A 24,932-nucleotide genomic window follows, 5' to 3' on the forward strand; every position below is an offset into this window, starting at 1 on the left:
TATCCACAATACCTCACCCCTGTTCATATAACTCAGAGTAAAACTTTGATACCTTTGAAGCTATTGAGGAATCAACGGAAGATATACGGTAAAGATACTCAAAAGCAGTTTGATCACCTCCCAAGAAAATATCTACAAGCACTATACCAGTTTCTTTGTCAACGTATAAAATCCTCTCTACGTTATCACTGAAATATTCGTGAACTTTGAGGATTTCTCTATCCCTATAATGAAGTACTTTTTCCAACGTGGCGTTGAAGTTGTATCCGTGATAAATCCTCTTCTGCCTAATGATGTCTGCCCATGAAATGAAATACCTTATCCCAGTTCTCTCCATCTCTCCCTCCGCTTTAAAACCTTTAAGTTTAGTTATATCCCCTGGCTCCCTTACAGGTAACTGGAGAGTATACATATAGTACCTCAGATTGCCATATTTATCATAAAACATAATCTGCAAATCATTGTGAACGTTTTTCTTTCCACGTCTGCTGATATAATAGAGCCAGAACACCGTATACCCAGTATCGTTCTTTATTACAACATAATATTCCTGCTCCGTATAAAAGGGAACTTCACGGATAATCCCCCTCACGTATCCAGTTCCATTGTAATAAAATAGTGTGTCATTTGTAAGAGGATTTGTGAGATTTTTAAAAACTTCAACTGGAATCAAACTTAAGTATTTCTTATCAGAACTATTCGAGGTCTCATAAGTATATATGAAAATTCCTCCAGCAAGTAATAGGACGATAAGAAGAATGATAGCTTTTTTCATCCAATCACCTCCAACCATTGTTCCCAGCTCCATCCTTTACAGTCATTTAAGGTACATTCTCCTTTTAACCAGAACAACATTCTTTTCTCTGAATCAATTGCTAGCAGTAGAATAGCATCATTTGTTTTAGCCCGTACCAATAGACACTTTCTTCCATATATTTCCTCAATATCAACAACTGTTAAGATAAAATACTTTGAAGTATACGAGTAATCCTTCTTTAAGGGAAGCTCCGAGAACAAAGGGACATAGGGGTACCTAATTCTAAGGAGCTCGGCCTCCGCCTGTTCCCCTTCCATGTACTCCGATCCGTCTGGCTGGAGTAGCTTTATATGCGAATTCATAATTTCAGCTTCGTCTCCTTCACCTTTAAAATATGAATAGCTCTGTTCCCGCCACTCAGTTTGGACGTATTCTTTGATAACAATTGTAGTCCCATTCCTGTAAATCCTAAACAGGCAAGTTGAATTGTCTATCAATTTGCTACCTGAGTATTCGACCATTCTATAAATAAGGATTATATTATCCTTGTCCTTAATAGAGTGAAGATTTATAGCTTCAAATTTTACAGATTCAGCAGGAAATTCCTCTCCCCTTTGATTCCAAAAAGGAACATGCAAGATGAAGAATAATATATCCAAGGTCAAAAAGAAAAATACAAAAACAAATTTAAGTCTCATTTTCTCCACCATCAGCAGGTATCATGCCATAAAAATGTCAACTCAGGCCAAAAGCCATGACTAAAACCGTACCAATTAGCCTCTGGATTTGGCTCTGGTCCTTCACTGTATCCCATTTTTGTGTTTTTATTCCACCAAGATTCATATCTGTATCCATATCCTATTCCTCTCGTATAATCATATCCATATGATCCATACGCAGCATACTTTGCCGTTTTGTGGTATCCTTTACTTGTGACTTCCTCAACAAAATCATTTAAAGTGTTAAATGCTCTCTTTTTCCATCCTAGTTTAGGATCTGCATTAGTACATCCCCATAAACATGCTATCTCACCTTCTTCTTTACACAACTGTGGAGTTGGATCTGTCCATGAGCAGGGAATTGCTCCAAGTTTTGAGTGCGTTGGTATACCTGTAGCATGGATTACTCTACGAGGGAGCTGATAATCACAGGAATACGTGCCACTTGAAGACATTGGACTAACCTGGCTTGTTATGAATTTGCTTAGGAGACAAATTCTCTTTCTTTCTATCTCTGCTGTTATTAATTTGTTGAGAATTATTTCCTTCTTCCTTTCTTTCGGTAGACTACAGAAAATCTTTACTTTTTTGATTTCTTCTTTTGTCAGACCATCCTTAAGCATTTCCTCATCAGACATTTTACACAGTCTTTCTTCAAAGTCTTTGACTATTAGAGTTGCTTGGCTGTCGAGAATAACTAATATTTGCTTGTCTAATCTTTCTTTAGGGCTTTCAGCAGAGATAAAGTTATTCGCCGTAGCTACCAGCAAGAACAATCCAATAAGTAGTGCAAGCAGTTTTTTCATGCTTACACCTCCTACCAAATATTGCAATAATATTTTTGACTTCAAGACTTATAAATATTTTCTTTTACTAATTGTAGTTGATTTTATCTTTTAGTCGTATCCCCAGAACCTATTAGCCAAAAGAAACCAGAGTAAAAAGAATGAACAAAAACAAACATTATTATATAACATCCTCGATTCTTAGTCCTTCTCTGCTTATTTTTGTTATCATTGGTACTCCGCCCGCTATCTTTATGGCCGTTGCAACCTCGGTCTGCTTTCCTGGAGCTAACGCATACATACATCCCCCCCCTCCGGCACCTGTTATCTTTGCCCCAAGAGCTCCAGCTTCTCTTGAAGCATACACCAAATCACTCAAGCTTTTTGTTGAGACACCAAGGCTTCAGAAAACGAGACCGTCAAGCCTGGAGTCCTGATGTCTTTCGCTTCTATTCTAATTCTCCCGTTTTCGTTAAACTCCGCTTTTACATATGTCCTCAAGTCAATAGCCGCGGCTATTGCAGGTTTTCCGTAAACTACGCTGTGCTCTCCAAAGAGGATAATTTTAGCAGGTGCGGAAGCAAGAACTCTCATTTTTAGCCCTCCCTCTTGATAACTCGGATTCTAACTTCGGTAACCAGACGATCTCTAGATCAACTCCAAAGTAAGCATGAATAAGTCTATCTCTCATTCCAGCAATTTCTTTCCAAGGTATTTGAGGGTATTTCTGCTGAATCTCTTTGGGGACATTCTTGGCGACTTCCCCTATCATTCCCATTTTAAATTGGAAGGCTTTTCTCTTTGAGCTGTTATGGTGGATACATAAATCAACGTCGCTGTCGGTTTCGAGCTTCTTCATTTGCATGAAAGCCATGCAGAATTATGAATTTAACTTTTTCCTCTTTGTTAAGAGCAAGTCTTCTTACTTCATCTTCAAGTTTCATGATTTAAAGTATGTTTCGGGAATAATTAAACTTAACTCTATGATAGAAGCCGCGAAACAAAATAGATATTATGCTGATCTATTTACAAGCTTCATTGCCCAGTAATGCGGAACCTCAGGACGATTAACGTCAGCAAGTACCTTTGCGTATATTAATGTCCAGATAAGCCCCAGAAGTAACAGAAGAGGAATATTCTCGCCAAAGTATTTTTCCACAGTTGCAGCGGTGGGGGCAATTCCAGCAATGAAATATCTCACAAACAGCAATCTTAATACAATTCCTCTTCCCTCCTTCCAGCCATGCTTTTTAATAAGAGCATCCTTCTCTCTGTTATATAAGTACAAGAGGTATGGACTCATAATAAACCAATACAGCAGAGCGAATCTAAGTCCAAATTGAGGATTGACAGTGCCAAAAACCAAACTAAGTACTTCTGCTGGAACTATTCCACTTAAAAAATTGTGAAGAAAGCGAGCTGGATAAAGAATTTCCCTATTCATCTTTTGTCCTCCAAGATGCTTGTTGGACAAATCTCTCCAACGCATGGGGGATTTGCTGGGGGATAGCTTCTCTCTGGATAAGCATCATATGAAATTTCAACTTGTGCCTTGATATACTTTTCCCATCCTCCACTAACATAACTGCCAATGAGTTCACTTACTCCCCATGAAACAGTTCCAGATATTATTTTAGAGCCTGTTGTTCCAAACAATGCCTCAGCGGCTTCTGGTGAGAACCAAAGAGACATTGCAATACTCACAGTGAGTCCTACAGCATCTGAACCATCCCATGTATGATAATAGAGTTCTAAAGTCGTCAATTCCATCTCCTGATATTCCCTCTTTGGACGAACTCCAACATAAATAATTCCTCCTGGGACGTCATCATCAACTGGGATTTTAATTTTAGCGAAAGTAAACCAGTAACCCCCAATGTACTTTGGATTTAGATCCATGCTAATAATAGGGGTTCCTACTGAAGACTTATACTCTTCCCAAACACTTACATATACATAAGGAACATCATTTTCAAAAAGTCGCTTCCATTCCCCATTAATTTTGATTTCCCATGGAATTTCTATTACAATGTAGTCCTTACTTCCATCAAAAATCTCGGTTAGTCCCTCCCAATACCACCAATATGCCAAGTAGACAGTACCCCTGTAAACATAAGATGAATCTGGGTCAAATTCAAGATGAAGTTGGTCTTTATCTCCAAAATATTGTGGTTGTGGTGGCTTCTCGATTGTGGGTTCTGCACTTGCCACTTCCATTGTCATTCCAATCGTCAACAACCCAATAAGTAGTGCAAGCAGTTTTTTCATGTTTGTACCTCCTACTAAATATTGCAATAATATTTTCGACTTCAAGACTTATAAATATTTTCTTTTGCGAGTTGTAATATGTTACGCTTTTTTCGTGAGTTCTTACTTTCTAAACCCTAGTTCCCACCACCTGTGAGGTAATCCCTCCAGATTCACAGCCAGAATCGCCCCCAAAATCCTAACAGCCAATGTTGCATAACCTACTTGACGCATGATCAATTGATGTTTACCTTTAAAAGTAGTAAAATTTTGACTCTGTGATTATTAATAACGGGATTTCCCATGGTTAGCTTTAAATAATTTAGGGCTTATTTACATTTAGGTGATAGCGTTATGAGTAAGATCGAATGGAATGAAAACACCTTCTCTAAGTTTGCCTATTTGAGCGACCCTAGGATATCGAAGGATGGGGAGAAAATCGCATACGTCCTAACAAGGGCAAATCTGAAGGACAACAGGTATGAGAACACGATAGTTGTTGAAGACGTCGAAGAAGGCGGAAGAAAATTCATTGAAAATGCATCGATGCCCAGATTTTCTCCAAGCGGAAAGAAAATAACCTTCGTAAGGGCAAATGAAGAAAAGAAAACTGCAGAGGTGTGGCTTTATGATTTGAGTTCAATGAGCGGGAAGAAAGTCCTTGAGGCAAAGAACATCCTCGACGTAAGCTGGAATGAAGATGACAGGAGAATACTAATAACTGGCTTCAAAAGGAGAGACGACGAGGATTTCGTCTTTGAAGACGACGTTCCCGTATGGTTCGATGCTAAGGGCTTTTTTGATGGTGAGAAGACAACTTTCTGGATAGTCGATACTGAGAGCGAGGAAGTTCTTGAGGAGTTTGATGCAGAGAGGTTCTCCTTCGCAATATGGCATGGGGATGCGGTTATTTACAACGTTCCCCACAGAATGGAGGGGAAGCTTCAGTTCTTCAAGTTCTACGACGTGTATCTCTACAGGGATGGAGAAAGCGAAAAACTCTTTGAAGGAGTTTCCTATGCTGCTGTGCACTCCAATGGAGAGCTGGTTTTACTCTATGGAAAGCCAAAGAAGGAGAAGAGAAGCGAGCATAACTTCTTCTACCTCTGGGACGGCAAAGATGTCAAACCCCTAACGGAACAATTCATCTACAACAACGGGGGAGGAAAGCTCGATGAGAAAGGAAACCTCTACTTCACCATGGCAAGGGAAGGCAGAGTGAGTCTCTACAAGCTGGAAGGGAGGACTTTAACTCCAATAGTAGAGGACAACTCCTGGGTAATGGGTTTCGACGTGAGCGGAGATGGAAAAGTAGTTCTCCTTAAAGAGACCGACACGAGGCTTGGGGAACTCTACCTTTGGGATGGAGAGCTGAAGCAGATAACAGACTACAACAAGCTGATATTTGCGAAGCTTAAGACAAGACCAATAAGGCACTTCCGCTTCAAGAGCATCGATTTAGAGCTTGACGGCTGGTACATCAAGCCCGATATCAAAGAAGGTGAAAAGGCCCCGGTGATAGTGTTTGTCCACGGCGGGCCCAAAGGAATGTACGGCTATTATTTCAAGTACGAGATGCAGCTAATGGCCGACAAAGGCTATTACGTGGTTTTCGTTAACCCAAGGGGGAGCAACGGCTATGATGAAGACTTTGCCCTAAGGGTTCTTGAGAGAACAGGTCTGGAGGATTTCCAAGATATCCTCAATGGAGTTGAGGAATTCTTTAAACTCGAGCCTCAGGCAGATAGGGAGAGAGTCGGGATAACGGGTATAAGCTATGGCGGCTTCATGACAAACTGGGCACTAACGCAGAGCGATCTCTTTAAAGCCGGGATAAGCGAGAACGGCATAAGCTACTGGCTAACAAGCTATGCTTTCTCCGATATAGGCTTGTGGTTCGACAAGGAGGTTATAGGGGATAACCCACTCGAAAATGAGAACTACAAAAAATTGAGCCCGCTTTTCTATGCAAAGAACGTCAAAGCCCCGCTCTTGCTGATTCACTCCCTTGAAGACTACCGCTGCCCGCTCGACCAGAGCGTGATGTTCTACCACGTGCTCAAGGACTTGGGTAAAGAAGTCTACATTGCCATCTTCAAACGAGGCGCCCACGGGCACAGCCTAAGGGGAAGCCCAAGACACAGGGCAAAGCGCTACAAGCTCTTCATGGAGTTCTTCGAAAGGAAGCTTAAGAAGTATGAGGAAGGCTTTGACGTGGAGAAGATATTAAAGGGGTGTGACAATAAAAAGGAAGAATGAGTTCTCTTTCCTTATTTTTTGATTTTCATAAGTAGCAATAAAATTCGGCTTCTGGTCTACTAATATCCCAAAAACTTAATTTTTCTGCAAACCAACGTAAAAACACGAAAAACCTTAAATCCCTATAATAAATGCTCTCCCTTGAACGATGAGGACACTTTGACCATCTGAGTGGTGATGACTACGGGAGTGACCGAGCTCAAAGCTCTATTATCCTTGCCTTTCCATTCTTTTTGAGCCAGTCCAGAAGCATTTGAGCAATTTCAAACTTTTTCTTCTTACTTTCCCATATTGGGCCGTGTTCCTCCAAGTAAGGCTTGCTCCACTTCCCGACGATTTCCCCAAAATCAAAGCCAATGAGAAAAATTTCCTTTGCTCCAAGCTCCTCCGCAAGAAAAACAGCTCTGTCTCCATCGGTAAAACCGCCAAAGTTGTAAACAATGTCCAGAGGCTTTGTTTGACATGTTCCCAAAACGTTCCTGAGCTTTGGGACATAAGCTTTAAGTTTGTCCATGTTGTCGCCATGGGCATGAACAACGGCATAAGCCCCAAGCTCGTTTGCCCTCTTTATGTCTTCAAATCTTCCATCCAAATCCGTGACAACAATATCCGGAGTGATGCCATACTCCAAAAATGCTGAGGTTGCCCCATCGGCGGCTATTAAGGTTCCCTCAAATTTTTCTCCCCTGAATGCCTTCTCCAAGCTCGGCCCGGCTCCAAAAACATAAGCTCTCTCGCTAATTCTTTTTTTGAGGTCTTCAACCAGAATGTAGTTTTTGTTCTCCAACAAAAGTTCCCTCAATAAAAAGGCAGCTTCTCTGTCTCTCCCTCTATCGTAGCCCATTTTGTTGATGATTTGGATGTAAAATGGTTCCCAATCCACCCATTTCATGTGCTTATCTATGGCACTCTACTTTATAGAGATTTTGTTGCAAGGGAAAATCAAAGGGTGCAAAAAGAATTGTTTTAGAGTAATTTTTCACTCATCTCTATTTGAACATCCGACAACTTTTACAAAAAAGTAAAAATTTCCCCAATTTAGCGATTTTGCCGCCTAAATGACTACAAAAATTTTAAATACACAAGCCCTCTTAGATACACCTTGGTGAACCTCTATGAAGAGGAAAGTACTGTCTTTAGCATTGTTGTTCATTTTTGTTTTTAGTGTAGTGGCCAGCGGGTGTATAGGGGGAGAAAAAACAACCACCCAAACAGGTGGAGCAGGATACGCAGAGCAAATAGTAATAGGGGTAACGGATAAGGTCACGGATCTCGATCCAGCAAACGCATACGACTTTTATACATGGGAGGTTCTCAACAACATAATGGAGGGGCTTGTCAAGTACAAGCCCGGAACTCTCGAGATAGAACCAGCCCTTGCAGAAAGCTGGGAAGTTAATGAAGATTCCACCGTTTGGACGTTCCACCTTAGGAAAGACCTGAAATTTGCAGATGGAACACCTTTAAAAGCTCAAGACGTTGTAAGAAGCATAGAGAGAGTAATGACAATCCAAGGAGATCCTTCGTGGCTTGTCACTGACTTTGTGGAAAGAGTCGAGGCAAAAGACGATTATACAGTCGTGTTCTACCTGAAACAGCCGACGTCTTACTTCTTGGCACTTTTAACAACGCCACCGTACTTCCCAGTTCATCCAAGCTATTCTCCAAATGAAATCCAAAGTGACCAAACTGCAGGTGGAGCCGGGCCATACAAGATAGCCAAGTGGGTTAGAGATGAGGAACTTGTCCTCGAGGCCAATCCAAACTATTATGGAGAGCCTCCCAAGACCAAGAGGATAATAATCAAGTTCTATAGAGATGCTTCAACGATGAGACTGGCACTGCAAAACGGTGAGATAGACATTGCATGGAGAACCCTGAGGCCAACGGACATTGAGAGCTTGAAGAGTGAGGGCAAATATTCCGTTATTGAAGTACCCGGAGGATTCATAAGATACGTATGTCTTAACACAAAGGCCGAGCCAACAAACAACTTGAAAGTAAGGCAGGCCCTTGCAGCGGCAATTGATAGACAGGAGATTTCAAACAAGGTCTTCAAAGGTACAGTCGAGCCACTGTATAGTCTGGTTCCAAATGGAATGTGGTCCCACATAGACGCATTTAAGGAGAAATACGGTGACGGCAACATTGATCTCGCTAAGAAGTCGCTCAAGGAGGCGGGTTATGATGAGAACAATCCGCTAATGATACAGCTCTGGTACACCCCAACTCACTACGGTGACACTGAGGCAGATCTTGCCCAAGTGCTCAAAGAGCAGTGGGAGAGAACGGGGGTAATAAAAGTGGATATCAAGAGTGCCGAATGGGGAACATACGTCGACTATGCAAGAAAGGGACAGATGCAAGTGTATCTCCTTGGATGGTATCCGGACTATTTGGATCCCGATGATTACACAACCCCCTTCTTAAAGAGCACCGCAAACAGCTGGGCTGGAACAGGATACGCAAATCCAACCGTTGATGAGTTATTGACAAAAGCCCAATCGCTCACAGACCAAAACGAAAGGACAAAGCTCTATGAGCAAGTACAAAAGATACTTGCCGAAGAAGCTCCCTACATACCTCTGATACAAGGGAAGCTCTTTGTTGTGGCAAGTTCAGATGTCAAGGGCGTGACAATAGGCCCGGACATGATATTCAAGTACTCCACCATTTATAAGGAGAAGAGCTGATTTTTCCCTTATTCTTCCTTCTTTTTGAATTTTTGAACTGCAATACATCAAGGTGGTGGTCAAATGGCTCGTGGAATCGGCCAATACATAGTGATAAGGGGTCTCATGATAATCCCAACAATTTTGATCCTTTATACAATTGTTTTTATCTTCCTCAGAATTTTACCCGGAAACCCTGTTTTAGCCGTTGTTGGAACCAAAAACATTTCTCCAGAACAGCTTCAGCATTTGATGAAAATGGCGGGGCTTGATAAGCCCCTGTATGTTCAATACTTTGATTATCTCTGGAAGATGCTTCATGGGGATTTTGGAGTGACTTTAGCATTCCCCATGGGAAAGCCCGTTGTTGAATATTTAAAATTAAGATTCCCCGCCACGTTAGAATTAACTATTTTTGGATTCACTGTAAGCGTTCTCCTTGGCCTTTTGACCGGGACAATAGCGGCAACAAAAAAGGGCACAAAAATTGATACTGGAATGAGGCTCTACAGCATAATAGCATACACACTCTTCATCCCATGGTTTGGGATGATGCTTCAGTACGTTTTTGGCATACACTTTCATGTACTCCCAACTTCCGGAAGAATAGACCCCGGGATAGAGTTGCAAAGAATAACCGGCCTTTATGTGCTGGACAGCATACTAACCGGAAACTGGGAAGCATTCGCCAGCGCAATAAGGCACATCATACTTCCAGCGACGACATTAGGCATAGTGCTTAGTGGAGCATATACGAGGCTTGTTAGAAACAACATGGTCGATGTCCTCAGCCAAGATTTTATTCGCTCCTACTACGCCAGAGGAGTTAGGGACTGGAAAGTTACATGGTACGCTCTTAAAAATGCATTTATTCCCGTTGTAACCTTAATGGGACTTCAGTTTGCAATTTTGCTTGGGGGTGCAGTTTTAACTGAAACTACCTTCAACTGGCCGGGTATGGGAACCTTCATAGTAGATAGAATCGATTACAGAGACTACAATGCCATTCAAGGTGCGGTGGTGTTCTTTGCCTTCTTTGTGGGGCTCATCAGCTTGATAGTGGACATTGTGTACGCACTCTTAGATCCGAGGGTTAAATACTGAGGTGATTTAAATGGAAGTAATAACCAAAATTGCAGGATTCATCTTTGATAAAAAACCCGGAAGAGGGCTTCTACTGTTTGGACTTGCAATAGTGCTGGTAGTTATTCTAATGGCGATTTTTGCACCTTTCATAGCTCCGTACGATCCCACAAAAACAACGGAAGATAGCTTTGCGCCGCCAAGTAAGGAGCATCCAATGGGAACGAACAGATTGGGACAAGACGTCTTCTCAAGAATAGTCTGGGGATCGAGAGTAGTTCTTTATGTCGTGTTTATAGCCACCATGCTCTCTATGAGCATAGGTGTTCCTCTGGGCCTCCTCTCTGGATACCACGGAGGAAAAATAGACAGGGTACTGAGCGTAATCATGGACAGCATCTACGCATTTCCGGCACTCATACTTGCAATAGTCATTGCCGTAGTCCTGGGCCCAAGTCCGGTAAACACCGCCATTGCAATATCATTTGTATACGTGCCAACTTACTTCAGAATGGTTAGGGGACAAACGCTGAGCTTAAAAGGACAATTATTTGTCGAGGCTGCTAAGGCATTGGGAGCAAAAAACAGGGAAATAATGTTTAAGTACATCCTCCCCAACCTAGCACCAACCGTATTAGTCGTTTTCACTTTAAGCGTTGCAGATGCCATTCTGACAGAGGCGGGATTGAGTTTCTTAGGACTATCTGTAACACCTCCAACTCCAGACTGGGGATACGACCTGAGAGTAGGGCAACCATTTCTCTTAGATGGCTACTGGTGGCTTGTATTTTTCCCGGGAGTGATGATAATGCTGCTCGCAATGGCATTTGCACTAATTGGAGAAGCCTTGAGCGAAAGAATTTCCCTCGGGACGAGGTGATCGAAATGTTGCTTGAGGTAAAGAACCTAAGCATTTATTATTACACCCTTGCCGGCACTGTGAGAGCGGTTGAAAACGTGTCTTTCACAATAGACAAAAAAGAATGGGTGAGCTTTGTTGGAGAAAGTGGAAGTGGAAAGTCTACAGTAGCTTACGCTCTCTTGAACCTCGTCCCATCTCCAGGTAAAATCGTCAATGGAGAGATTATCTTTGAGGGAAAAAACATACTTGGACTGACAAAAGATGAGCTGAGGGAGATAAGAGGAAGAGAGATCAGCATGGTATTTCAAGACCCTATGACAAGCCTAGACCCCCTGAGGAAGATTGGTGACCAAATAGTGGAGGTTATGGTGGAACACGGTATGAAAAAAGACGAAGCATATAATAGAGCCAAAGAATTGCTTGGGAAGGTAAACCTCCCAGAAGACAGAATGAGCTATTATCCTCACCAGCTTAGCGGAGGCCAGAGACAGAGGATTGCCATAGCCATTGCCATGGCCTTCAATCCCAAACTCCTTATAGCGGATGAACCCACAACTGCTTTAGATGTTATAGTGCAGGATGCAATTATGGATCTCATTGAGGGCCTTAAGAAAGAGGGAACAAGCATATTTTTTGTGACGCATGATATATCCCTTGCGGCAGAGAGAAGTGATAAAATAGCCGTAATGTATGCAGGAAAGCTGGTGGAGTTTGGGAAAGTGGAGCAAATTCTTGAAAATCCCCTTCATCCCTATACCCAATCACTGCTCGCCAGCGTCCCTGATCTGTGGAGTGAAAAAGAGATAAAAGCAATACCCGGCTATCCTCCCGACCTCAGAAATCCTCCAAGTGGATGTAGATTTCACCCAAGATGTCCCGTGTTTAAAGAGAAATCCGATTTAAAGGGAGTCTGTGATTCCATAGAACCTGAAACTATTGAAATTGAAAAAGGCCACTTTGTGGACTGCCACTTCTATAGGTGATAAAAATGGAAAGCATACTCAAAGTTGAAAACCTCAAGAAATATTTTCCGGTCAAGAGAACCATCTTGGAAACCATCAGAAAAGAGCCTCAAAAATACGTCAAAGCTGTGGATGGAATAAGTTTTGAGGTGAGGAAAGGTGAAACCCTCGCGTTAATTGGGGAAAGTGGATGCGGGAAAACTACCACGGGCAGAGTTGTTCTGAGGCTTATTGAGCCTACCGACGGAAAGATAATCTTTGATGGAGTAGACATCACTCACCTCGGCTACGAGGCCTTAAGACCCTACAGGAGAAGAATGCAAATGGTTTTCCAAGACCCATACGCAAGCCTGAGTCCAAGAATGAAGATTGGAGATGCAATTGCTCATCCACTTTTGATTCACAAAGTAGCGACAAAAGAAGAGGCAAGAGAAATGGCCCTAAAAATGCTTCGCAGAGTGGGCTTAACTCCCGAAGAGGAGTTTTACGAAAGATATCCTCACCATTTGAGTGGTGGGCAAAGGCAGAGGGTTGTCATAGCCAGAGCAATGATACTGAAACCGGAGTTCGTAGTTGCGGATGAAGCGGTCTCCATGATTGATGTTTCGATGAGAGCATCCATTTTAGAGCTTCTTGAGAGCTTTAAGAAGGAATATCACCTAAGCATGCTTTTCATAACACATGACATAGCCGTTGCGAAGCTCATAGCCGATAGAGTAGCCGTTATGTATCTTGGAAAAATCGTGGAGATAGGACCAACAGAGGAAGTTCTCAAAAATCCAGCCCATCCATACACAGTGGCGCTAATTCAAGCTGTTCCTTCAATCGTTAAACGGGAAAAGAAAAGGAGGATAGGGATAACAGGTGAAGTCCCCAACGCGGTTAATCCTCCGAGCGGGTGCAGATTCCATCCAAGATGTCCATTCATGACCGAAGAATGCAGAACAAAAGAACCGGAACTTGTAGAAATAGGCAAAGAACACTTCGTTGCCTGCTATCATCCCCTTGTCTGAGCTATTTATTTTCCTTTAAGTTTCTCAACTTTCTATCCATTTTTACCATCTCTTTCCACTGCCTCCCGGGCCAGTAGATTTGACCGCACTGAGTGCAGATGTAAAATTCATCGTAATCCTCATAAACGCCTTCTGGCACTTTCCCCTTGATTTCTTCTTTTTTGGCCCTTCTTATTAGCCCGTTACACTTCGGGCATCGTGCATTTTCTGGAAACAGCTCTTTAAACTCAAAGCCCAGCTCCATAAGCTGCTTCACCTGCTTTTCGAACTTATTGGACTTTATCAGAATTGCATTCTCACACCTCTTCGCAAGGTCTTCGTCCCTCGTCAGAATTACTCTGCCTTCCTCTTTAGCAACCTTCAGAATTTCCTCGTCATCTTCTATCCCGTAGAGCGTGTCGTAACCGTATAACCTAAGCCACCTCGCTAATCTTCCGAGCATCATGTCTGCAATGAACTTCATTCACACTCCCCTGAAATGTTAGAAAAGAACATTAAGGATTTTTCGATTGGAACCCTCTTTAGAAATCACTTCCTAAGACAGCACTTTTTGAATTTCTCCTCAACTCCCCAGTGGGGGATATCAGCTTTGAGGACGTGTAAAGTCTTCAATCCAGGATTTTTCTATCTCGACCACTATCCACCAACCTCCTCCTATCCTCGAGATTTCACCCCTCCTCCATGCACGCGTGTTTCTCGTGCAGAGAGTCTCTTACCTCTTTTTCCGCTTTTATAAGATTATTCCTGTAGAAAAGGGGTAAAAGCGAGATATGCGCATGAATTTGAACGTCTTCTCCCTCTTGCACTCGGGGTTCGTGGGCACAGCCTTCCAGAAACCGGTGCCCGTTATCTCCCTGAGAGCCTCCGTTTTATCACCCGCCCCTCACTACCTCCAGGCCTATTTCCCCAAACGCTTGAGGTCGTAGAGAAACACATCCGCAAGTGGCTCAACTTTCTTTAAAACGTCCAAAGGTGCGTATCCCGAAGTATCAAGCGCGGTGTTGATGTGGTGTTCCCTTACTGCCTTCAGGGCCTCCACCAGGAAATTTGGCTGGAAAAGCAGCCCTTCCAGAGAATGTGACAACACCACCCGAATCGTCGTAGAGCTTGACATCCCTCTCAACTTTCCTCATGAGTTCATCGAGGCTTATTGTTCTTCTGACAAGCTTCAAAGCGCTTGTTGGGCAGAATTCTGAATAAACACCACATCCATCACATTTTTCCCGGTCTATGTGCTGAATCTCGTTCTTGTCCAATGTGATGACTCCAAGGGGACAGACGTTAACGCAAGTGTGGCAGTGGATGCATTTTTATTCAAGATACATCAGCTGAGGTTTCGACAATATTCCCTCGGGATTATAGCACCACCAGCATTTCAATGGACGCGAACAGTCGTCGGGAGGAAATAAGCCCTTTTTGATGCTTTCCTAACTGGAGAAGGCGGAGAGCTCTCGATGAGCTTGACTACTACTGGGTGTTGTACCTCGCTCTGCCGCAGTTGTAGTCTTTGGCGTTTTTACGCAGTCCTCTATCCAGAGGGACATAAACGGCACTGGCAGATACTTTGCGTAGAGAGCCTCAATTATGTTGTTGCCCTTCATCTTTATGTCGAGGAAGTGCTTGACCTGCCTCATGAATGCATTCCAGAGCTCTTCAAAGCTCTTGAATTTCCCCGGATTACCGGTCTCAAGGCCAATCTTCTTGCCCGTTCTTGGATTAACGCCGTTGTTAGGGGTTATCTCAAGGATTTTTGGTAAAGTCGTTATAAGTGAAGCTCTCCTCCGCAGTCACCCCAACCTTGGGACGGCCGGCTGGTTGTTGAACTTGAGCCAGAAACACTAAAGGATCTTGCCAGAGCTGTGGGGACTCTTCGGAAAAGCCGCCCTTCTCTGCGATTGGCAATATTATCTTCACTAAGGATAATCCTTGTTGGCATAAAAATTTAAGGTATTGGAGGTTGAGATAAGTGGGGCGCTCTCACACGGCTCCATAAAGTTTTTCTGCAGAACACTTGAGAATTTATGGTGATTAAATGTGTGTCCCTGAGCTGGCTAAAAGGAGAAAGACTGTTAGAAAGTTCATGCCCGACAAACCGCCGAAAGAGGACATTCTAAAGGCCATAGAAGCAGCAAAAGAAGCTCCCTCCGGAATGAATGCCCAGCCGTGGCACTTTGTTATCATTGAGAGCATCGAAATGAAGAAAAGGATTCGAGAAGTCTGTGAGGAAGGAGAGAGAAAGTTTTACGAGAAGATGAAAGGAAAACTTGGGGAGTGGCTGCAGGAGAGAGGTTTTACATGGGAAAAACCCTTTTTGAGCGAGGCTCCCTATCTTGTTCTCGTGTTTGCCGATGTTAGGGCGCCTTTTGCAGTTCAGTCCACATGGCTGGCAATAGGTTACCTCCTGCTCGCCCTTGAGGAAGAAGGGCTCGGCACGGTGACTTACACTCCTCCCAATCCCAAAGAGATTGAAGAACTTGTAAATGCTCCTAAACACTACAAGCTCCAGACAATACTTCCCATAGGCTACCCCAACGATGAAAAGCCCAAATATGAGAGGAAGAAGCTGGGAGATGTAGTTAGCTTCAACAGCTTCTGAGCACTTTCCTTTTCTCCTTGATATTTGCAAAGTTAACAATTTGCACAACGCCAACATTTTTGAACTTTGCCGAAATTTAATCGACTAAAAAGTGATTTTTGAGAAAAATTTTTCAATTTTTTAGATTTTTAGAAAATTTATTCGATAAAACTTCAAAATTACCGAAAAATTTATATGCTCTTTCCAATCATATCTGAGTGGGTGGTGCATATTAAGTGGTGGAATAATGGTGCTGGACTCAACGCTCAGGGAAGGGGAGCAGACACCGGGAGTAAACTTCAGCCCTGAGGACAGGCTTAGAATAGGAATTGCCCTCGACGAGATCAGGGTCGATTTTATAGAGGCCGGCCATCCAGCAGTAAGCGAAGAGATCCTTGAGGGGATACGCCTTCTCGCTTCTCAGGGCCTCAACGCGAACATTCTGGCGCACTCAAGGGCCCTGAGAAGCGACATTGACCTAGTTCTAAAGGCCGAGGCAGAGTGGATAGGCATCTTTATGTGCCTCTCCCGGAGGTGTCTGGAAAGGAGGTTCAGGACGGATCTCAGTGAGGCCCTCGCTAGGATCGAGGATGCCATTCTATATGCCAAAGACCATGGGCTGAAGGTCCGGTTCACACCGGAGGACACCACTAGGACGGAGTGGGAAAACTTAACTGCAGCCCTGAATCTCGCCAGGGAACTCAAAGTCGACAGGGTGAGCATAGCAGACACCACAGGGGTCGCTCACCCACTCGAGTTTTACGACCTCGTCAAGCGCGTCGTCGAGTTCGGCATTCCGGTGAATGTCCACTGCCACAACGACCTGGGATTGGCCCTGGCAAACGCAATAATGGGAATAGAGGCAGGAGCTACGCTGGTGGATGCAACCATTAACGGAATAGGCGAGAGAGCTGGGATAGTTGATCTGTCCCAGCTCTTGGCGGTGCTGTACTACCACTATGGGATCAAGAAGTACAGGTTGGAGAAGCTCTACTCACTGAGCAGGCTCGTGAGCGAGATAACAGAATTGCAGGTTCAGCAAAACTATCCCATAGTAGGTCAGAACGCCTTCACCCACAAGGCAGGTCTGCACGTTTCGGCAGTCGTCAGGGATCCATCTTTCTACGAGTTCTTACCTCCTGAGACCTTCGGGAGGGAGAGAACTATCTACGTCGACCGCTTCGCTGGCAAGGATACTATACGATTCCACCTCTGCAGATTCGGAATCCACGACGAGGGGATAATTGAAGAGCTCCTCAGGAGGGTAAAGGCCTCAAGAAGACCTTTCACACCCGAGATGCTGGCCGAAGAGGCGAGGAGGATGATGACATGACGCTCGTTGAGGAACTTCTCGGAGCCAAAACAGGCGAAGTTGTTGTGAGGGAAGTCAACCTCGTTTACGCGCACGACGGTACGATGCCCCTTATAATAGAGGCATTCAGGAGAAACTTCACGAGAGTCCTTCCGGAGACCTACGTTTTCTTTGACCACGTCTTTCCGGCCCCAACGGTTAAGGTGGCAAACCTCCAGAGGGAAATCTTGGAGTTCGCGAGGGAGCAAGGAATTCCAGTGGTCCAAGGGCAGGGAATATCACACCAGGTGGCCGTTGAGATGGGCTTGGCCAATAATGCGAAGATAGTGGTCGGTGCAGACAGCCACACGCCCACTTTGGGAGCCCTTGGAGTTTTTGCCGTTGGGATGGGGGCCACCGACACTGCGGTGGTTATGGGGCTTGGAAAAACCTGGTTCCGCGTTCCCGAGAGCGTTTCAGTGGTCTTCGAGGGAAAACCTGGAAAAAACGTCATGGCGGCAGATGCCATGATTTACATCATTACCTCATTGAGGGACTTCGAGATGAACTATAAAGCTATAGAGTTCTTCAACGTCCCCTTCAGTTTCGACGAGAGGTTGACACTCACCAACTTCAGCGTCGAGGCCAACGCGAAGACCGGAATCATAGGCGGGGAGTACACAGGTGACGGCTACGTCTTGGAGCTTGAGATTGACCTCTCATCCATTCCACCGATGGTTGCAAAACCGCACCATCCATCGAACGGCGTCCCCGTTGAGGAGGTCGATGGGACAAAAATAGACCAGGTCTTCATCGGCTCGTGCACCAACGGCCGCTTCGAGCAGATAGAGAAGGCGGCGGAGATACTCGCTGGGGAGGAAGTAGCGGTCAGGACGATAATCGGGCCCGCATCGGTCAACGTCTACCGCAGAATGATTGAGACCGGCATTGCCAAGGTCTTGATCGATGCCGGAGCGGTCATACTCCCGCCCGGCTGCGGCCCGTGCCTCGGGAGGCATATGGGCGTTGCTGGTGATGGCGACGTTATCCTGAGCACAACGAACAGGAACTTCCGTGGAAGGATGGGCTCGCCCAACTCCGAGATTTACCTGGGGAGCCCGGTAACCGCTGCCCTCAGCGCCCTCTACGGAGAGATAACGAACCCGGAGGGAGGGGCATGATAACGAGGGGAAGAGTGTGGCTCTTTGGTGACAACGTTTCAACCGACACGATAACCCCGGGGAGGTACAACCTCACGAAGGATCCCGAGGAGCTGGCCAGGATAGCCTTCATAGAGGCCCGTCCCGAGTTTTCGAAGGAGGTAAAGCCCGGGGACGTTGTGGCCGGCGGGAGGAACTTCGGGATAGGCTCTTCCAGGGAATCCGCTGCCCTATCGCTCAAAGCGGCGGGAGTTGCTGGGGTTATAGCCCAGTCATTCGGAAGGATATTCTACCGCAACGCTGTGAACCTCGGCCTCCCCCTGCTCGTCGGCGACACGAGCGGGCTGAGGGACGGGGAGATAGTCGAGGTGAACTGGCGGACCGGTGAGGTGAGAACTGAGAGCGGAACCTTTTACTTCAAACCGCTCGACGGCTTCCTCCTCAGGATCGTCGAGGAGGGGGGAATACTTAGCTTCATCGAGAGGAGGGGTGACCTGTGTATAGAGTAGCCGTGATTCCCGGAGATGGAATAGGACCGGAGGTCATCGATGGTGCTGTGAGGGTTCTAAAAGCCGTAACCGACAGGATAAGGTTCGAGTACTACGAGGGAGGATTGGATGTTTTCCGGGAGTGCGGGAGCCCGATCAGAGAGGACGACCTTGATGAGATAAGGAGGAGCGACGCGGTCCTCTTTGGAGCAACCACAACCCCCTTTGATCTCCCCGGTTACAGGAGTTTAATACTCACCCTCAGGAAGGAGCTCGGCCTCTACGCCAACCTGAGAATAATACCTGAGCTCAAAGGCGGGAGAGAGATCGTCATAGTCAGGGAGAACAGCGAGGGCCTCTACTCTGGAATAGGCTCGGTTGTGAACGAAAGAGCAGTTGACGTCAGGCTCATAACGAGGGAAGGGGCTGAAAGGATAGCCCGCTTTGCCGTGGAGCAGGCCAAGGTCAGAGGGAGCTTCATAACCTTCGTCCACAAGGCGAACGTCCTCATCGGTGACAAGTTCTTCAGAAGGATAGTCTTGGAAGTGGCGGAAGAGGAGGGCGTTGAGGTTAAGGATGCCATAATCGACTCCTTCACGATAAAACTGGTTAGAAAACCCTGGGAGCACGGAGTAATCCTCAGTGAAAACCTCTTCGGGGACATACTGAGTGACCTTGCCACTGTACATGCTGGAAGCATAGGGATCGTCCCCAGCGGGAACTACGGGGAGGAGATAGCTCTCTTCGAGCCGGTTCACGGTTCCGCACCGGACATAGCAGGCAGGGGAATAGCCAACCCGATAGGAGCCATACTGAGCGGTGCAATGCTCCTCGATTACCTTGGATTAGATGGTTCGCTTATCAGGACGGCGGTCAGCAACTACGTTAGGGATGGCGAGCTGACCCCAGACATGGGGGGAAGGTCAAGGACGGACGACGTCGTCAGGGGAATAATCGGCGAGATAGAGAACCTCCTCTCCATGGACGAGGTCTGGCGGGATGAGATTCGGGTGAGCAGACTTGAAAGCGACATAAGCCGAATGGCGGGGTTAAGGTTGCATCCGTAACTAAAGCTCTAAAGCTGATTTCATTTGTTACGAAGCCTTTAAGTTCCAGATCTGTGGCAAAAGGTGGGGGTGAAGGGAATGGTGGAATGTCCGGTATGCGGAAGTGAAATAGAGGTCGGAGAGGTTGAACTGCATCAGATAGTCGAATGCCCTGTATGCGGAGCGGAGCTTGAGGTTGTGAGCCTTGAGCCCTTAACCTTGGAGGAGCTCCCCGAGGTCGAGGAAGACTGGGGGGAGTAATCTTTTCAATTTTTTTGGTGGTGGTGATGAGGATAGGGATCACATACACAGTTCTCAGAAGGGAGGAGATGGCCATAAAGGAGAGGGCCGGTGAGTTTGGGGAAGTTGTTATGCTCCACGAGGATGAACTGCTCTTCCCCAGAAAATACAACCTCGATGTGGTCATAATAAGGAACGTGAGCCACTTCAAGGCCCTCTACACAGCCAGACTCTTCGAGAGCGAGGGGATTCCGGCAGTTAACTCCTCCAAGCTCATCCTTGAGGCAGGTGATAAGCTGTTCGCCACTCTGAGGCTGGCCAAGAAGGTGTCAGTTCCCGATTGGATGGCCGCTTTAAGCGAGGGAGGAGCTTTGAAGGTCCCGGACTCCCTCGGATATCCTCTCGTTTCAAAACCGGTTTTTGGAAGCTGGGGGAGGCTCCTTGCAAAGGTGAACGACAGAGATTCGCTCGAGGCAGTTCTGGAACACAGGAAATGGATGAAGAACCCGCTCTACGGGATACACTACTTCCAGGAATTCGTGGAGAAGCCCGGAAGAGACATCAGGAGCTACGTTATAGGAGGGGAGTTCGTCGGGGCAATATACCGCCATTCCAACCACTGGATAACGAACACCGCGAGGGGTGGCAAGGCGGAACCCTGCAATGACCCCGAAGTAGAGGAGCTATCCGTTAGGGCCTGGGAGGCCTTCGGAGAGGGAGCTCTGGCAATAGACATCTTCGAGAGCGAAAAAGGTCTCCTGGTTAACGAGGTAAATCCAAACATGGAGTTCAAGAACGCCGCCAGGGTTACCGGCGTTGACATAGCCAGAAAGCTGGTTGAATACGCGGTGGAGGTGGCTAAGGCATGATAAAGGCCGCAGTCATCGGTGCCAGCGGTTACATCGGTGGGGAACTCGTCAGGCTTTTGGCCATGCACCCCGAGGTGGAAATAAAGGCGATAACATCGAGGCGCTTCGCAGGTCAAAAGGTGCACAAGGTTCACCCCAGCCTAAGGGGGCTTAACCTACGCTTCACGAACACCAATGAGTTCGATGCCGACGTTATATTCCTTGCCGTTCCCCACGGAACCTCGATGGAGATAATAGACGACTACCTGGGGAGCGCGAAGATCATAGACATGAGCGCCGACTTCAGGCTGAGAGAAGATCTATACCGGGAGTACTATGGCGAGCACAAGAAGCCAGAGCTCATAGACGAGTTCGTCTACGGCCTTCCGGAGCTCCACAGGAAGGAGATAAGGAAGGCCGAGCTAGTTGCAAATCCGGGCTGCAACGCGACCGCCACAATCCTCGCGCTCTACCCATTCAGGGAGCTCACAAAGGAGGCAATAGTCGATCTCAAGGTGAGCTCGTCTGCGGGGGGGAGAAGGGAGAACTTGGCGAGCATACATCCAGAGAGGAGCCACGTCGTTAGGGTCTACAAGCCCCACCATCACAGGCATGAGGGTGAGGTGATCCAGGAGACCGGGGTTAAGGTGGCCTTCACCGTCCACTCCGTTGACATCGTCAGGGGGATTCTTGCCACCATCTACTTCCGCTTTGAGGGCAGCGAGAGGGAGCTTCTGAAGAGGCTTTTGCTCTACAAGGATGAGCCCTTCGTGAGGCTCGTTACGGACAGGGACGGCCTCCAGCGCTTCCCGGATCCAAAGTACGTGATAGGGAGCAACTTCGCCGACATCGGCTTTGCCTACGACGAGGGGAACTCGAGGGCTATCGTCCTCTCTGCCATAGACAACCTCATCAAAGGCGGTTCCGGGCAGGCTGTTCAGAACATGAACCTCATGTTTGGACTTGACGAGAGGACCGGTCTGAACTACTACCCGGTCTACCCCGTGTGAGGTGGTACCATGAGGGTCGTTAAGATAGGTGGGGCAGCACTGGTGAGGTTTGAGGAGGTCTGGGCAAGCGACGGCCTCTCCAGCTCGCTGAAGAGCCCTGACACGGTGGTTGTGCACGGGGGCTCAAGGCACGTCGACGAACTCTCCAAGAAGCTCGGGGTAAAGGTTGAGAGGTTAACCAGTCCCTCCGGAGTGACCTTCAGGAGGACGACGTGGGAAGTCCTCGACGTTTACCTGGCCGCCATGATGCGGGCGAACAGGGAGCTGGTGGAGTTCCTCCGGGCCAGGGGGATAAACGCGGTAGGCTTTATGGGAATTGAGCACGAGCTGGTGGTGGGTAGGAGAAAAAAGCTTGTCAAAGTCCTCATAAACGGGAAAATCGTTGCAATAAGGGACGACTACTCGGGAACCGTGGAGAGGATAAACGTTGAAGCTCTAATGGAGCTCAGGAAGCTCGGACTGCCCGTTATAGCCTCGGTGGCATACGATCCCGTTGAAAACGTCCCCCTCAACGTCGACGGGGACAAGGTGGCCTACCACATGGCCATCGCCACCAACGCCAGGGAGCTGGTCTTTGTCTCGGACTCGGCATTTATGGCAGATGGGAGCGTCGTAGAACGCTTGAACCTGAACGAGCTCCCAGAGCTTCTCGGATACGCTGGAGGAGGAATGAGGAAGAAGCTCATGATGGCGGCAAAGGCCGTTGAGAGCGGCGTTGAAAGGGTGGTCATCCAAGGACTCAACGGCAGGACGGTGATAACTTGAGGGAGATGCCCCTCTACATGAAACGGCTCAGGCTCGTCAGAGGTGAAGGTGTCTACGTCTGGGATGAAAGGGGAAGGCGCTACCTGGATCTTATAGCGGGAATAGGCGTGAACGTCCTTGGGCATGCCCACCCGGAATGGGTGCTTGAGATGAGGCACCAGCTGGAGAAGATAGTCGTTGCTGGTCCAATGTTCGAGCACGACGAGAGGGACGAGATGCTTGAGGAGCTCTCACACTGGGTCGACTACGAGTACGTTTACATGGGCAACTCGGGAACTGAAGCCGTTGAAGCTGCCATAAAGTTCGCCCGCCTTGCAACAGGGCGTTCGGAGATAATAGCCATGACTAACGCCTTCCACGGAAGAACTCTGGGTTCCCTCAGCGCCACCTGGAAGAAGAAGTACCGCGAGGGCTTTGGGCCACTCGTGCCAGGATTCAATCATATTCCCTTCAACAACGTCGAAGCTGCAAAAGAGGCCATAACGAGGGAAACGGCAGCGGTTATCTTCGAGCCGATCCAGGGCGAGGGGGGAATAGTACCTGCGGATGAGGAGTTCGTCAAAGCTCTCAGGGACCTCACCGAGGATGTGGGAGCCCTGTTGATAGCGGATGAAGTCCAGAGCGGACTCAGAACGGGAAAGTTCCTTGCAATAGAGCACTATGGGGTGAGGCCCGACATAGTTGTGATGGGGAAGGGCATAGGCAACGGCTTCCCCGTGAGCCTCACCATGACTGACCTGGAGATACCAAGGGGAAAGCACGGATCCACCTTTGGCGGAAACCCTCTGGCCTGCAGGGCCGTGGTAACAACGCTGAGAATACTCAGGAGGGACAGACTCGTCGAAAAGGCCGGTGAAAAGTTCGTGGAGTTCTCGGGTGAGAGGGTAGTCAAGACCAGAGGAAGGGGGCTAATGATCGGGATAGTCCTCAGAAGACCAGCAGGAAACTACGTTAAGGCCCTCCAGGAGAGGGGAATCCTCGTAAACACGGCAGGAAACAGAGTGATAAGACTCCTCCCGCCGCTGATAATAGAGAGAAGCACACTGAAGGAAGCAGGGAAAGAGATAGAGGGTGTTCTGAATGATATCCTCTGACGAGAAGATTGAGTTCCTAAAGAAGCTCGTCGAGATATACTCTCCCACCGGAAGGGAGGGCGAGGCGGTTAAGTTCATCGTTGAATCATTCGAGAGCTTTGGGGTTGAGGCCTACGTTGACGAAGTTGGCAACGCGATAGCGATAAGGAAAGGAAAGGGTCCGAGGATACTCCTGGCTGGGCATGTTGACACAGTCCCGGGAATAATCCCGGTAAGGATAGACGACGGCGTCCTCTGGGGTAGGGGGAGCGTTGACGCAAAGGGGCCTCTGGCTACTTTCTTCTTCGCCACGCTGGAGAGCAGAGCCAACGTGATATTCGCGGGGCTAGTAGATGAGGAGGGCTTCTCGAAGGGCGCTAAGAACCTCGACGTCCCCAGACCTGATTACATTATTATCGGTGAGCCGAGCGGTGTCGATGGCGTTACCATAGCCTACAAAGGGAGCTTAACTGCAAAATTCGTTGAGAGCGTCGAGAAAGTTCACGGAAGCCTCGGAGTTAACGCAGCAGAGAAGCTAATAAACAGGTGGCTCGAGATAAAGTCCTCCTTCGGGGAGGGTTTCAACGCCCTGAGCGGCAGAATAGCGGAGTTCCACGCCTATGAGAGGGACTTCGACTTCTACGGCGAGATGGTGATAAACCTCCGCACTCCGCCCGGTTACGAGCCGCCCGATGATTGGGAGATACTCGACTTCGTTCCGGCCTATCAGGTCGACAGGAGGGGTGCACTCGTCAAAGCCTTTGTCAGGGGCATAAGGAGGAACGGGATGAGGCCGAGACTGAAGAAGAAGACTGGAACGGCCGACATGAACATCCTCGGCCCGAAGTTTGGCGTTGATGCCGTCGCCTACGGCCCGGGGGACTCCAGACTGGATCACACGCCCCACGAGCGCATAAGCCTTGATGAGTACCTCTTGGCAGTGAAGGTACTGGTTGACGTCATCGAAGAGCTCAAAGGCACCAAGAGCAGGGTAGTTGAAGAAAGCGGAGATATGGAAATCGGAAAGGGCATCTCATGGTAGAGTTCTCGTGGAGAGCATTGGACTTCTTCGTTGCC

At 47.2% G+C, this 24,932-nt stretch carries 28 protein-coding genes and 1 pseudogene; 17 read left to right on the top strand and 12 right to left on the bottom strand.

Features of this window, described 5'->3' with window-relative positions; all coding sequences use genetic code 11:
• Positions 1 to 13: 13 nt before the first annotated feature.
• The 7 genes and pseudogenes from ADU37_RS04705 to ADU37_RS04740 all read right to left on the bottom strand — a co-directional run bounded on the left by ADU37_RS04705 (position 14) and on the right by ADU37_RS04740 (position 4,529).
• Positions 14 to 775 (bottom strand): hypothetical protein, encoded by a 762-nt coding sequence (locus ADU37_RS04705; protein WP_004067581.1) that lies wholly within the window; start codon positions 773 to 775, stop codon positions 14 to 16.
• Positions 772 to 1,467 (bottom strand): hypothetical protein, encoded by a 696-nt coding sequence (locus ADU37_RS04710; RefSeq protein WP_203226267.1) that lies wholly within the window; start codon positions 1,465 to 1,467, stop codon positions 772 to 774. The genes ADU37_RS04705 and ADU37_RS04710 overlap by 4 nt, the downstream gene beginning before the upstream one ends.
• On the bottom strand, positions 1,467 to 2,282 hold the full coding sequence (locus ADU37_RS04715; RefSeq protein WP_020953565.1) for a hypothetical protein: 816 nt from the start codon (positions 2,280 to 2,282) through the stop codon (positions 1,467 to 1,469). Before ADU37_RS04715 ends, ADU37_RS04710 begins: the two co-directional genes overlap by 1 nt.
• Positions 2,283 to 2,442: 160 nt before the next feature.
• A pseudogene (locus ADU37_RS10950) lies at positions 2,443 to 2,855 on the bottom strand (hypothetical protein).
• On the bottom strand, positions 2,827 to 3,120 hold the full coding sequence (locus ADU37_RS04730) for a DUF86 domain-containing protein (protein ID WP_197923014.1): 294 nt from the start codon (positions 3,118 to 3,120) through the stop codon (positions 2,827 to 2,829). The pseudogene ADU37_RS10950 and the gene ADU37_RS04730 overlap by 29 nt, the downstream one beginning before the upstream one ends.
• A 153-nt stretch (positions 3,121 to 3,273) precedes the next feature.
• Positions 3,274 to 3,705: a hypothetical protein gene (locus ADU37_RS04735; RefSeq protein WP_058946465.1), complete on the bottom strand. Its 432-nt coding sequence runs from the start codon at positions 3,703 to 3,705 to the stop codon at positions 3,274 to 3,276.
• On the bottom strand, positions 3,702 to 4,529 hold the full coding sequence (locus tag ADU37_RS04740; protein WP_058946524.1) for a hypothetical protein: 828 nt from the start codon (positions 4,527 to 4,529) through the stop codon (positions 3,702 to 3,704). Before ADU37_RS04740 ends, ADU37_RS04735 begins: the two co-directional genes overlap by 4 nt.
• Positions 4,530 to 4,862: 333 nt before the next feature.
• On the opposite strand from ADU37_RS04740, the gene ADU37_RS04745 reads away from it, so the two are divergent.
• The gene (locus ADU37_RS04745; protein WP_058946525.1) at positions 4,863 to 6,767 is read left to right on the top strand and encodes a S9 family peptidase; all 1,905 of its coding nucleotides are present in this window, start codon (positions 4,863 to 4,865) and stop codon (positions 6,765 to 6,767) included.
• A gap of 199 nt (positions 6,768 to 6,966) precedes the next feature.
• On the opposite strand, the gene ADU37_RS04750 is transcribed toward ADU37_RS04745, so the two are convergent.
• On the bottom strand, positions 6,967 to 7,659 hold the full coding sequence (locus tag ADU37_RS04750) for a 6-hydroxymethylpterin diphosphokinase MptE-like protein (RefSeq protein WP_058946526.1): 693 nt from the start codon (positions 7,657 to 7,659) through the stop codon (positions 6,967 to 6,969).
• A gap of 223 nt (positions 7,660 to 7,882) precedes the next feature.
• Between ADU37_RS04750 and ADU37_RS04755 the strand changes: the two genes are divergently transcribed.
• The 5 genes from ADU37_RS04755 to ADU37_RS04775 all read left to right on the top strand — a co-directional run bounded on the left by ADU37_RS04755 (position 7,883) and on the right by ADU37_RS04775 (position 13,359).
• Complete coding sequence (locus tag ADU37_RS04755) at positions 7,883 to 9,460, top strand: ABC transporter substrate-binding protein (protein ID WP_058946527.1); 1,578 nt, start codon at positions 7,883 to 7,885, stop codon at positions 9,458 to 9,460.
• Between the two features lie 63 nt (positions 9,461 to 9,523).
• The gene (locus ADU37_RS04760) at positions 9,524 to 10,543 is read left to right on the top strand and encodes an ABC transporter permease (protein WP_058946528.1); all 1,020 of its coding nucleotides are present in this window, start codon (positions 9,524 to 9,526) and stop codon (positions 10,541 to 10,543) included.
• 10 nt (positions 10,544 to 10,553) lie between these two features.
• Positions 10,554 to 11,402, top strand: a complete 849-nt coding sequence (locus ADU37_RS04765; RefSeq protein WP_058946529.1) for an ABC transporter permease — start codon at positions 10,554 to 10,556, stop codon at positions 11,400 to 11,402.
• Between the two features lie 5 nt (positions 11,403 to 11,407).
• Positions 11,408 to 12,367, top strand: coding sequence for an ABC transporter ATP-binding protein (locus tag ADU37_RS04770; RefSeq protein WP_058946530.1), 960 nt, complete (start codon positions 11,408 to 11,410; stop codon positions 12,365 to 12,367).
• A gap of 5 nt (positions 12,368 to 12,372) precedes the next feature.
• Positions 12,373 to 13,359, top strand: a complete 987-nt coding sequence (locus tag ADU37_RS04775) for an ABC transporter ATP-binding protein (protein ID WP_058946531.1) — start codon at positions 12,373 to 12,375, stop codon at positions 13,357 to 13,359.
• Position 13,360: 1 nt separating this feature from the next.
• Here ADU37_RS04775 and ADU37_RS04780 read toward each other — a convergent pair whose 3' ends face one another.
• The 4 genes from ADU37_RS04780 to ADU37_RS11410 all read right to left on the bottom strand — a co-directional run bounded on the left by ADU37_RS04780 (position 13,361) and on the right by ADU37_RS11410 (position 15,273).
• Positions 13,361 to 13,822, bottom strand: coding sequence for a Mut7-C RNAse domain-containing protein (locus ADU37_RS04780; protein ID WP_058946532.1), 462 nt, complete (start codon positions 13,820 to 13,822; stop codon positions 13,361 to 13,363).
• A gap of 526 nt (positions 13,823 to 14,348) precedes the next feature.
• Entirely contained in the window at positions 14,349 to 14,615 is a 267-nt protein-coding gene (locus tag ADU37_RS11615; RefSeq protein ID WP_058946533.1) for a hypothetical protein, read from the bottom strand.
• Positions 14,616 to 14,786: 171 nt separating this feature from the next.
• Positions 14,787 to 15,146: a pyruvate formate lyase family protein gene (locus ADU37_RS10955; RefSeq protein WP_343203978.1), complete on the bottom strand. Its 360-nt coding sequence runs from the start codon at positions 15,144 to 15,146 to the stop codon at positions 14,787 to 14,789.
• Positions 15,100 to 15,273 (bottom strand): hypothetical protein, encoded by a 174-nt coding sequence (locus ADU37_RS11410; RefSeq protein WP_158508483.1) that lies wholly within the window; start codon positions 15,271 to 15,273, stop codon positions 15,100 to 15,102. The genes ADU37_RS10955 and ADU37_RS11410 overlap by 47 nt, the downstream gene beginning before the upstream one ends.
• Positions 15,274 to 15,391: 118 nt before the next feature.
• Between ADU37_RS11410 and ADU37_RS04795 the strand changes: the two genes are divergently transcribed.
• The 11 genes from ADU37_RS04795 (at position 15,392) to ADU37_RS04845 (ending at position 24,897) form a co-directional block, all read left to right on the top strand.
• Entirely contained in the window at positions 15,392 to 15,955 is a 564-nt protein-coding gene (locus tag ADU37_RS04795) for a nitroreductase family protein (RefSeq protein ID WP_058946535.1), read from the top strand.
• A gap of 226 nt (positions 15,956 to 16,181) precedes the next feature.
• Positions 16,182 to 17,267 carry a homocitrate synthase gene (gene lysS / locus ADU37_RS04800; RefSeq protein WP_082663020.1) on the top strand — a complete coding sequence of 362 codons (1,086 nt, stop codon included), beginning with the start codon at positions 16,182 to 16,184 and terminating at the stop codon, positions 17,265 to 17,267.
• A complete protein-coding gene (locus tag ADU37_RS04805; protein WP_058946536.1) occupies positions 17,264 to 18,406 on the top strand; it encodes a 3-isopropylmalate dehydratase/homoaconitate hydratase family large subunit in 1,143 nt (380 codons plus the stop codon). The genes lysS and ADU37_RS04805 overlap by 4 nt, the downstream gene beginning before the upstream one ends.
• Positions 18,403 to 18,894 carry a 3-isopropylmalate dehydratase small subunit gene (locus ADU37_RS04810; RefSeq protein ID WP_058946537.1) on the top strand — a complete coding sequence of 164 codons (492 nt, stop codon included), beginning with the start codon at positions 18,403 to 18,405 and terminating at the stop codon, positions 18,892 to 18,894. The genes ADU37_RS04805 and ADU37_RS04810 overlap by 4 nt, the downstream gene beginning before the upstream one ends.
• Positions 18,882 to 19,940 (top strand): isocitrate/isopropylmalate family dehydrogenase, encoded by a 1,059-nt coding sequence (locus tag ADU37_RS04815; RefSeq protein WP_058946538.1) that lies wholly within the window; start codon positions 18,882 to 18,884, stop codon positions 19,938 to 19,940. The genes ADU37_RS04810 and ADU37_RS04815 overlap by 13 nt, the downstream gene beginning before the upstream one ends.
• Positions 19,941 to 20,018: 78 nt before the next feature.
• Positions 20,019 to 20,180: a lysine biosynthesis protein LysW gene (gene lysW, locus ADU37_RS04820; RefSeq protein WP_058946539.1), complete on the top strand. Its 162-nt coding sequence runs from the start codon at positions 20,019 to 20,021 to the stop codon at positions 20,178 to 20,180.
• Positions 20,181 to 20,206: 26 nt separating this feature from the next.
• The gene (gene lysX, locus ADU37_RS04825) at positions 20,207 to 21,028 is read left to right on the top strand and encodes a lysine biosynthesis protein LysX (protein WP_058946540.1); all 822 of its coding nucleotides are present in this window, start codon (positions 20,207 to 20,209) and stop codon (positions 21,026 to 21,028) included.
• Positions 21,025 to 22,017, top strand: a complete 993-nt coding sequence (argC, locus tag ADU37_RS04830; protein ID WP_058946541.1) for an N-acetyl-gamma-glutamyl-phosphate reductase — start codon at positions 21,025 to 21,027, stop codon at positions 22,015 to 22,017. Before lysX ends, argC begins: the two co-directional genes overlap by 4 nt.
• 9 nt (positions 22,018 to 22,026) lie before the next feature.
• Positions 22,027 to 22,782 carry a [LysW]-aminoadipate/[LysW]-glutamate kinase gene (locus ADU37_RS04835; RefSeq protein WP_058946542.1) on the top strand — a complete coding sequence of 252 codons (756 nt, stop codon included), beginning with the start codon at positions 22,027 to 22,029 and terminating at the stop codon, positions 22,780 to 22,782.
• A gap of 5 nt (positions 22,783 to 22,787) precedes the next feature.
• Positions 22,788 to 23,876: an acetylornithine/succinylornithine family transaminase gene (locus tag ADU37_RS04840; protein ID WP_058947628.1), complete on the top strand. Its 1,089-nt coding sequence runs from the start codon at positions 22,788 to 22,790 to the stop codon at positions 23,874 to 23,876.
• A complete protein-coding gene (locus tag ADU37_RS04845; RefSeq protein ID WP_058946543.1) occupies positions 23,863 to 24,897 on the top strand; it encodes a [LysW]-lysine hydrolase in 1,035 nt (344 codons plus the stop codon). The genes ADU37_RS04840 and ADU37_RS04845 overlap by 14 nt, the downstream gene beginning before the upstream one ends.
• Positions 24,898 to 24,932 lie beyond the last annotated feature (35 nt).

It is taken from the genome of Thermococcus sp. 2319x1 (assembly GCF_001484685.1).
Taxonomy (GTDB): Archaea; Methanobacteriota_B; Thermococci; order Thermococcales; family Thermococcaceae; genus Thermococcus_A.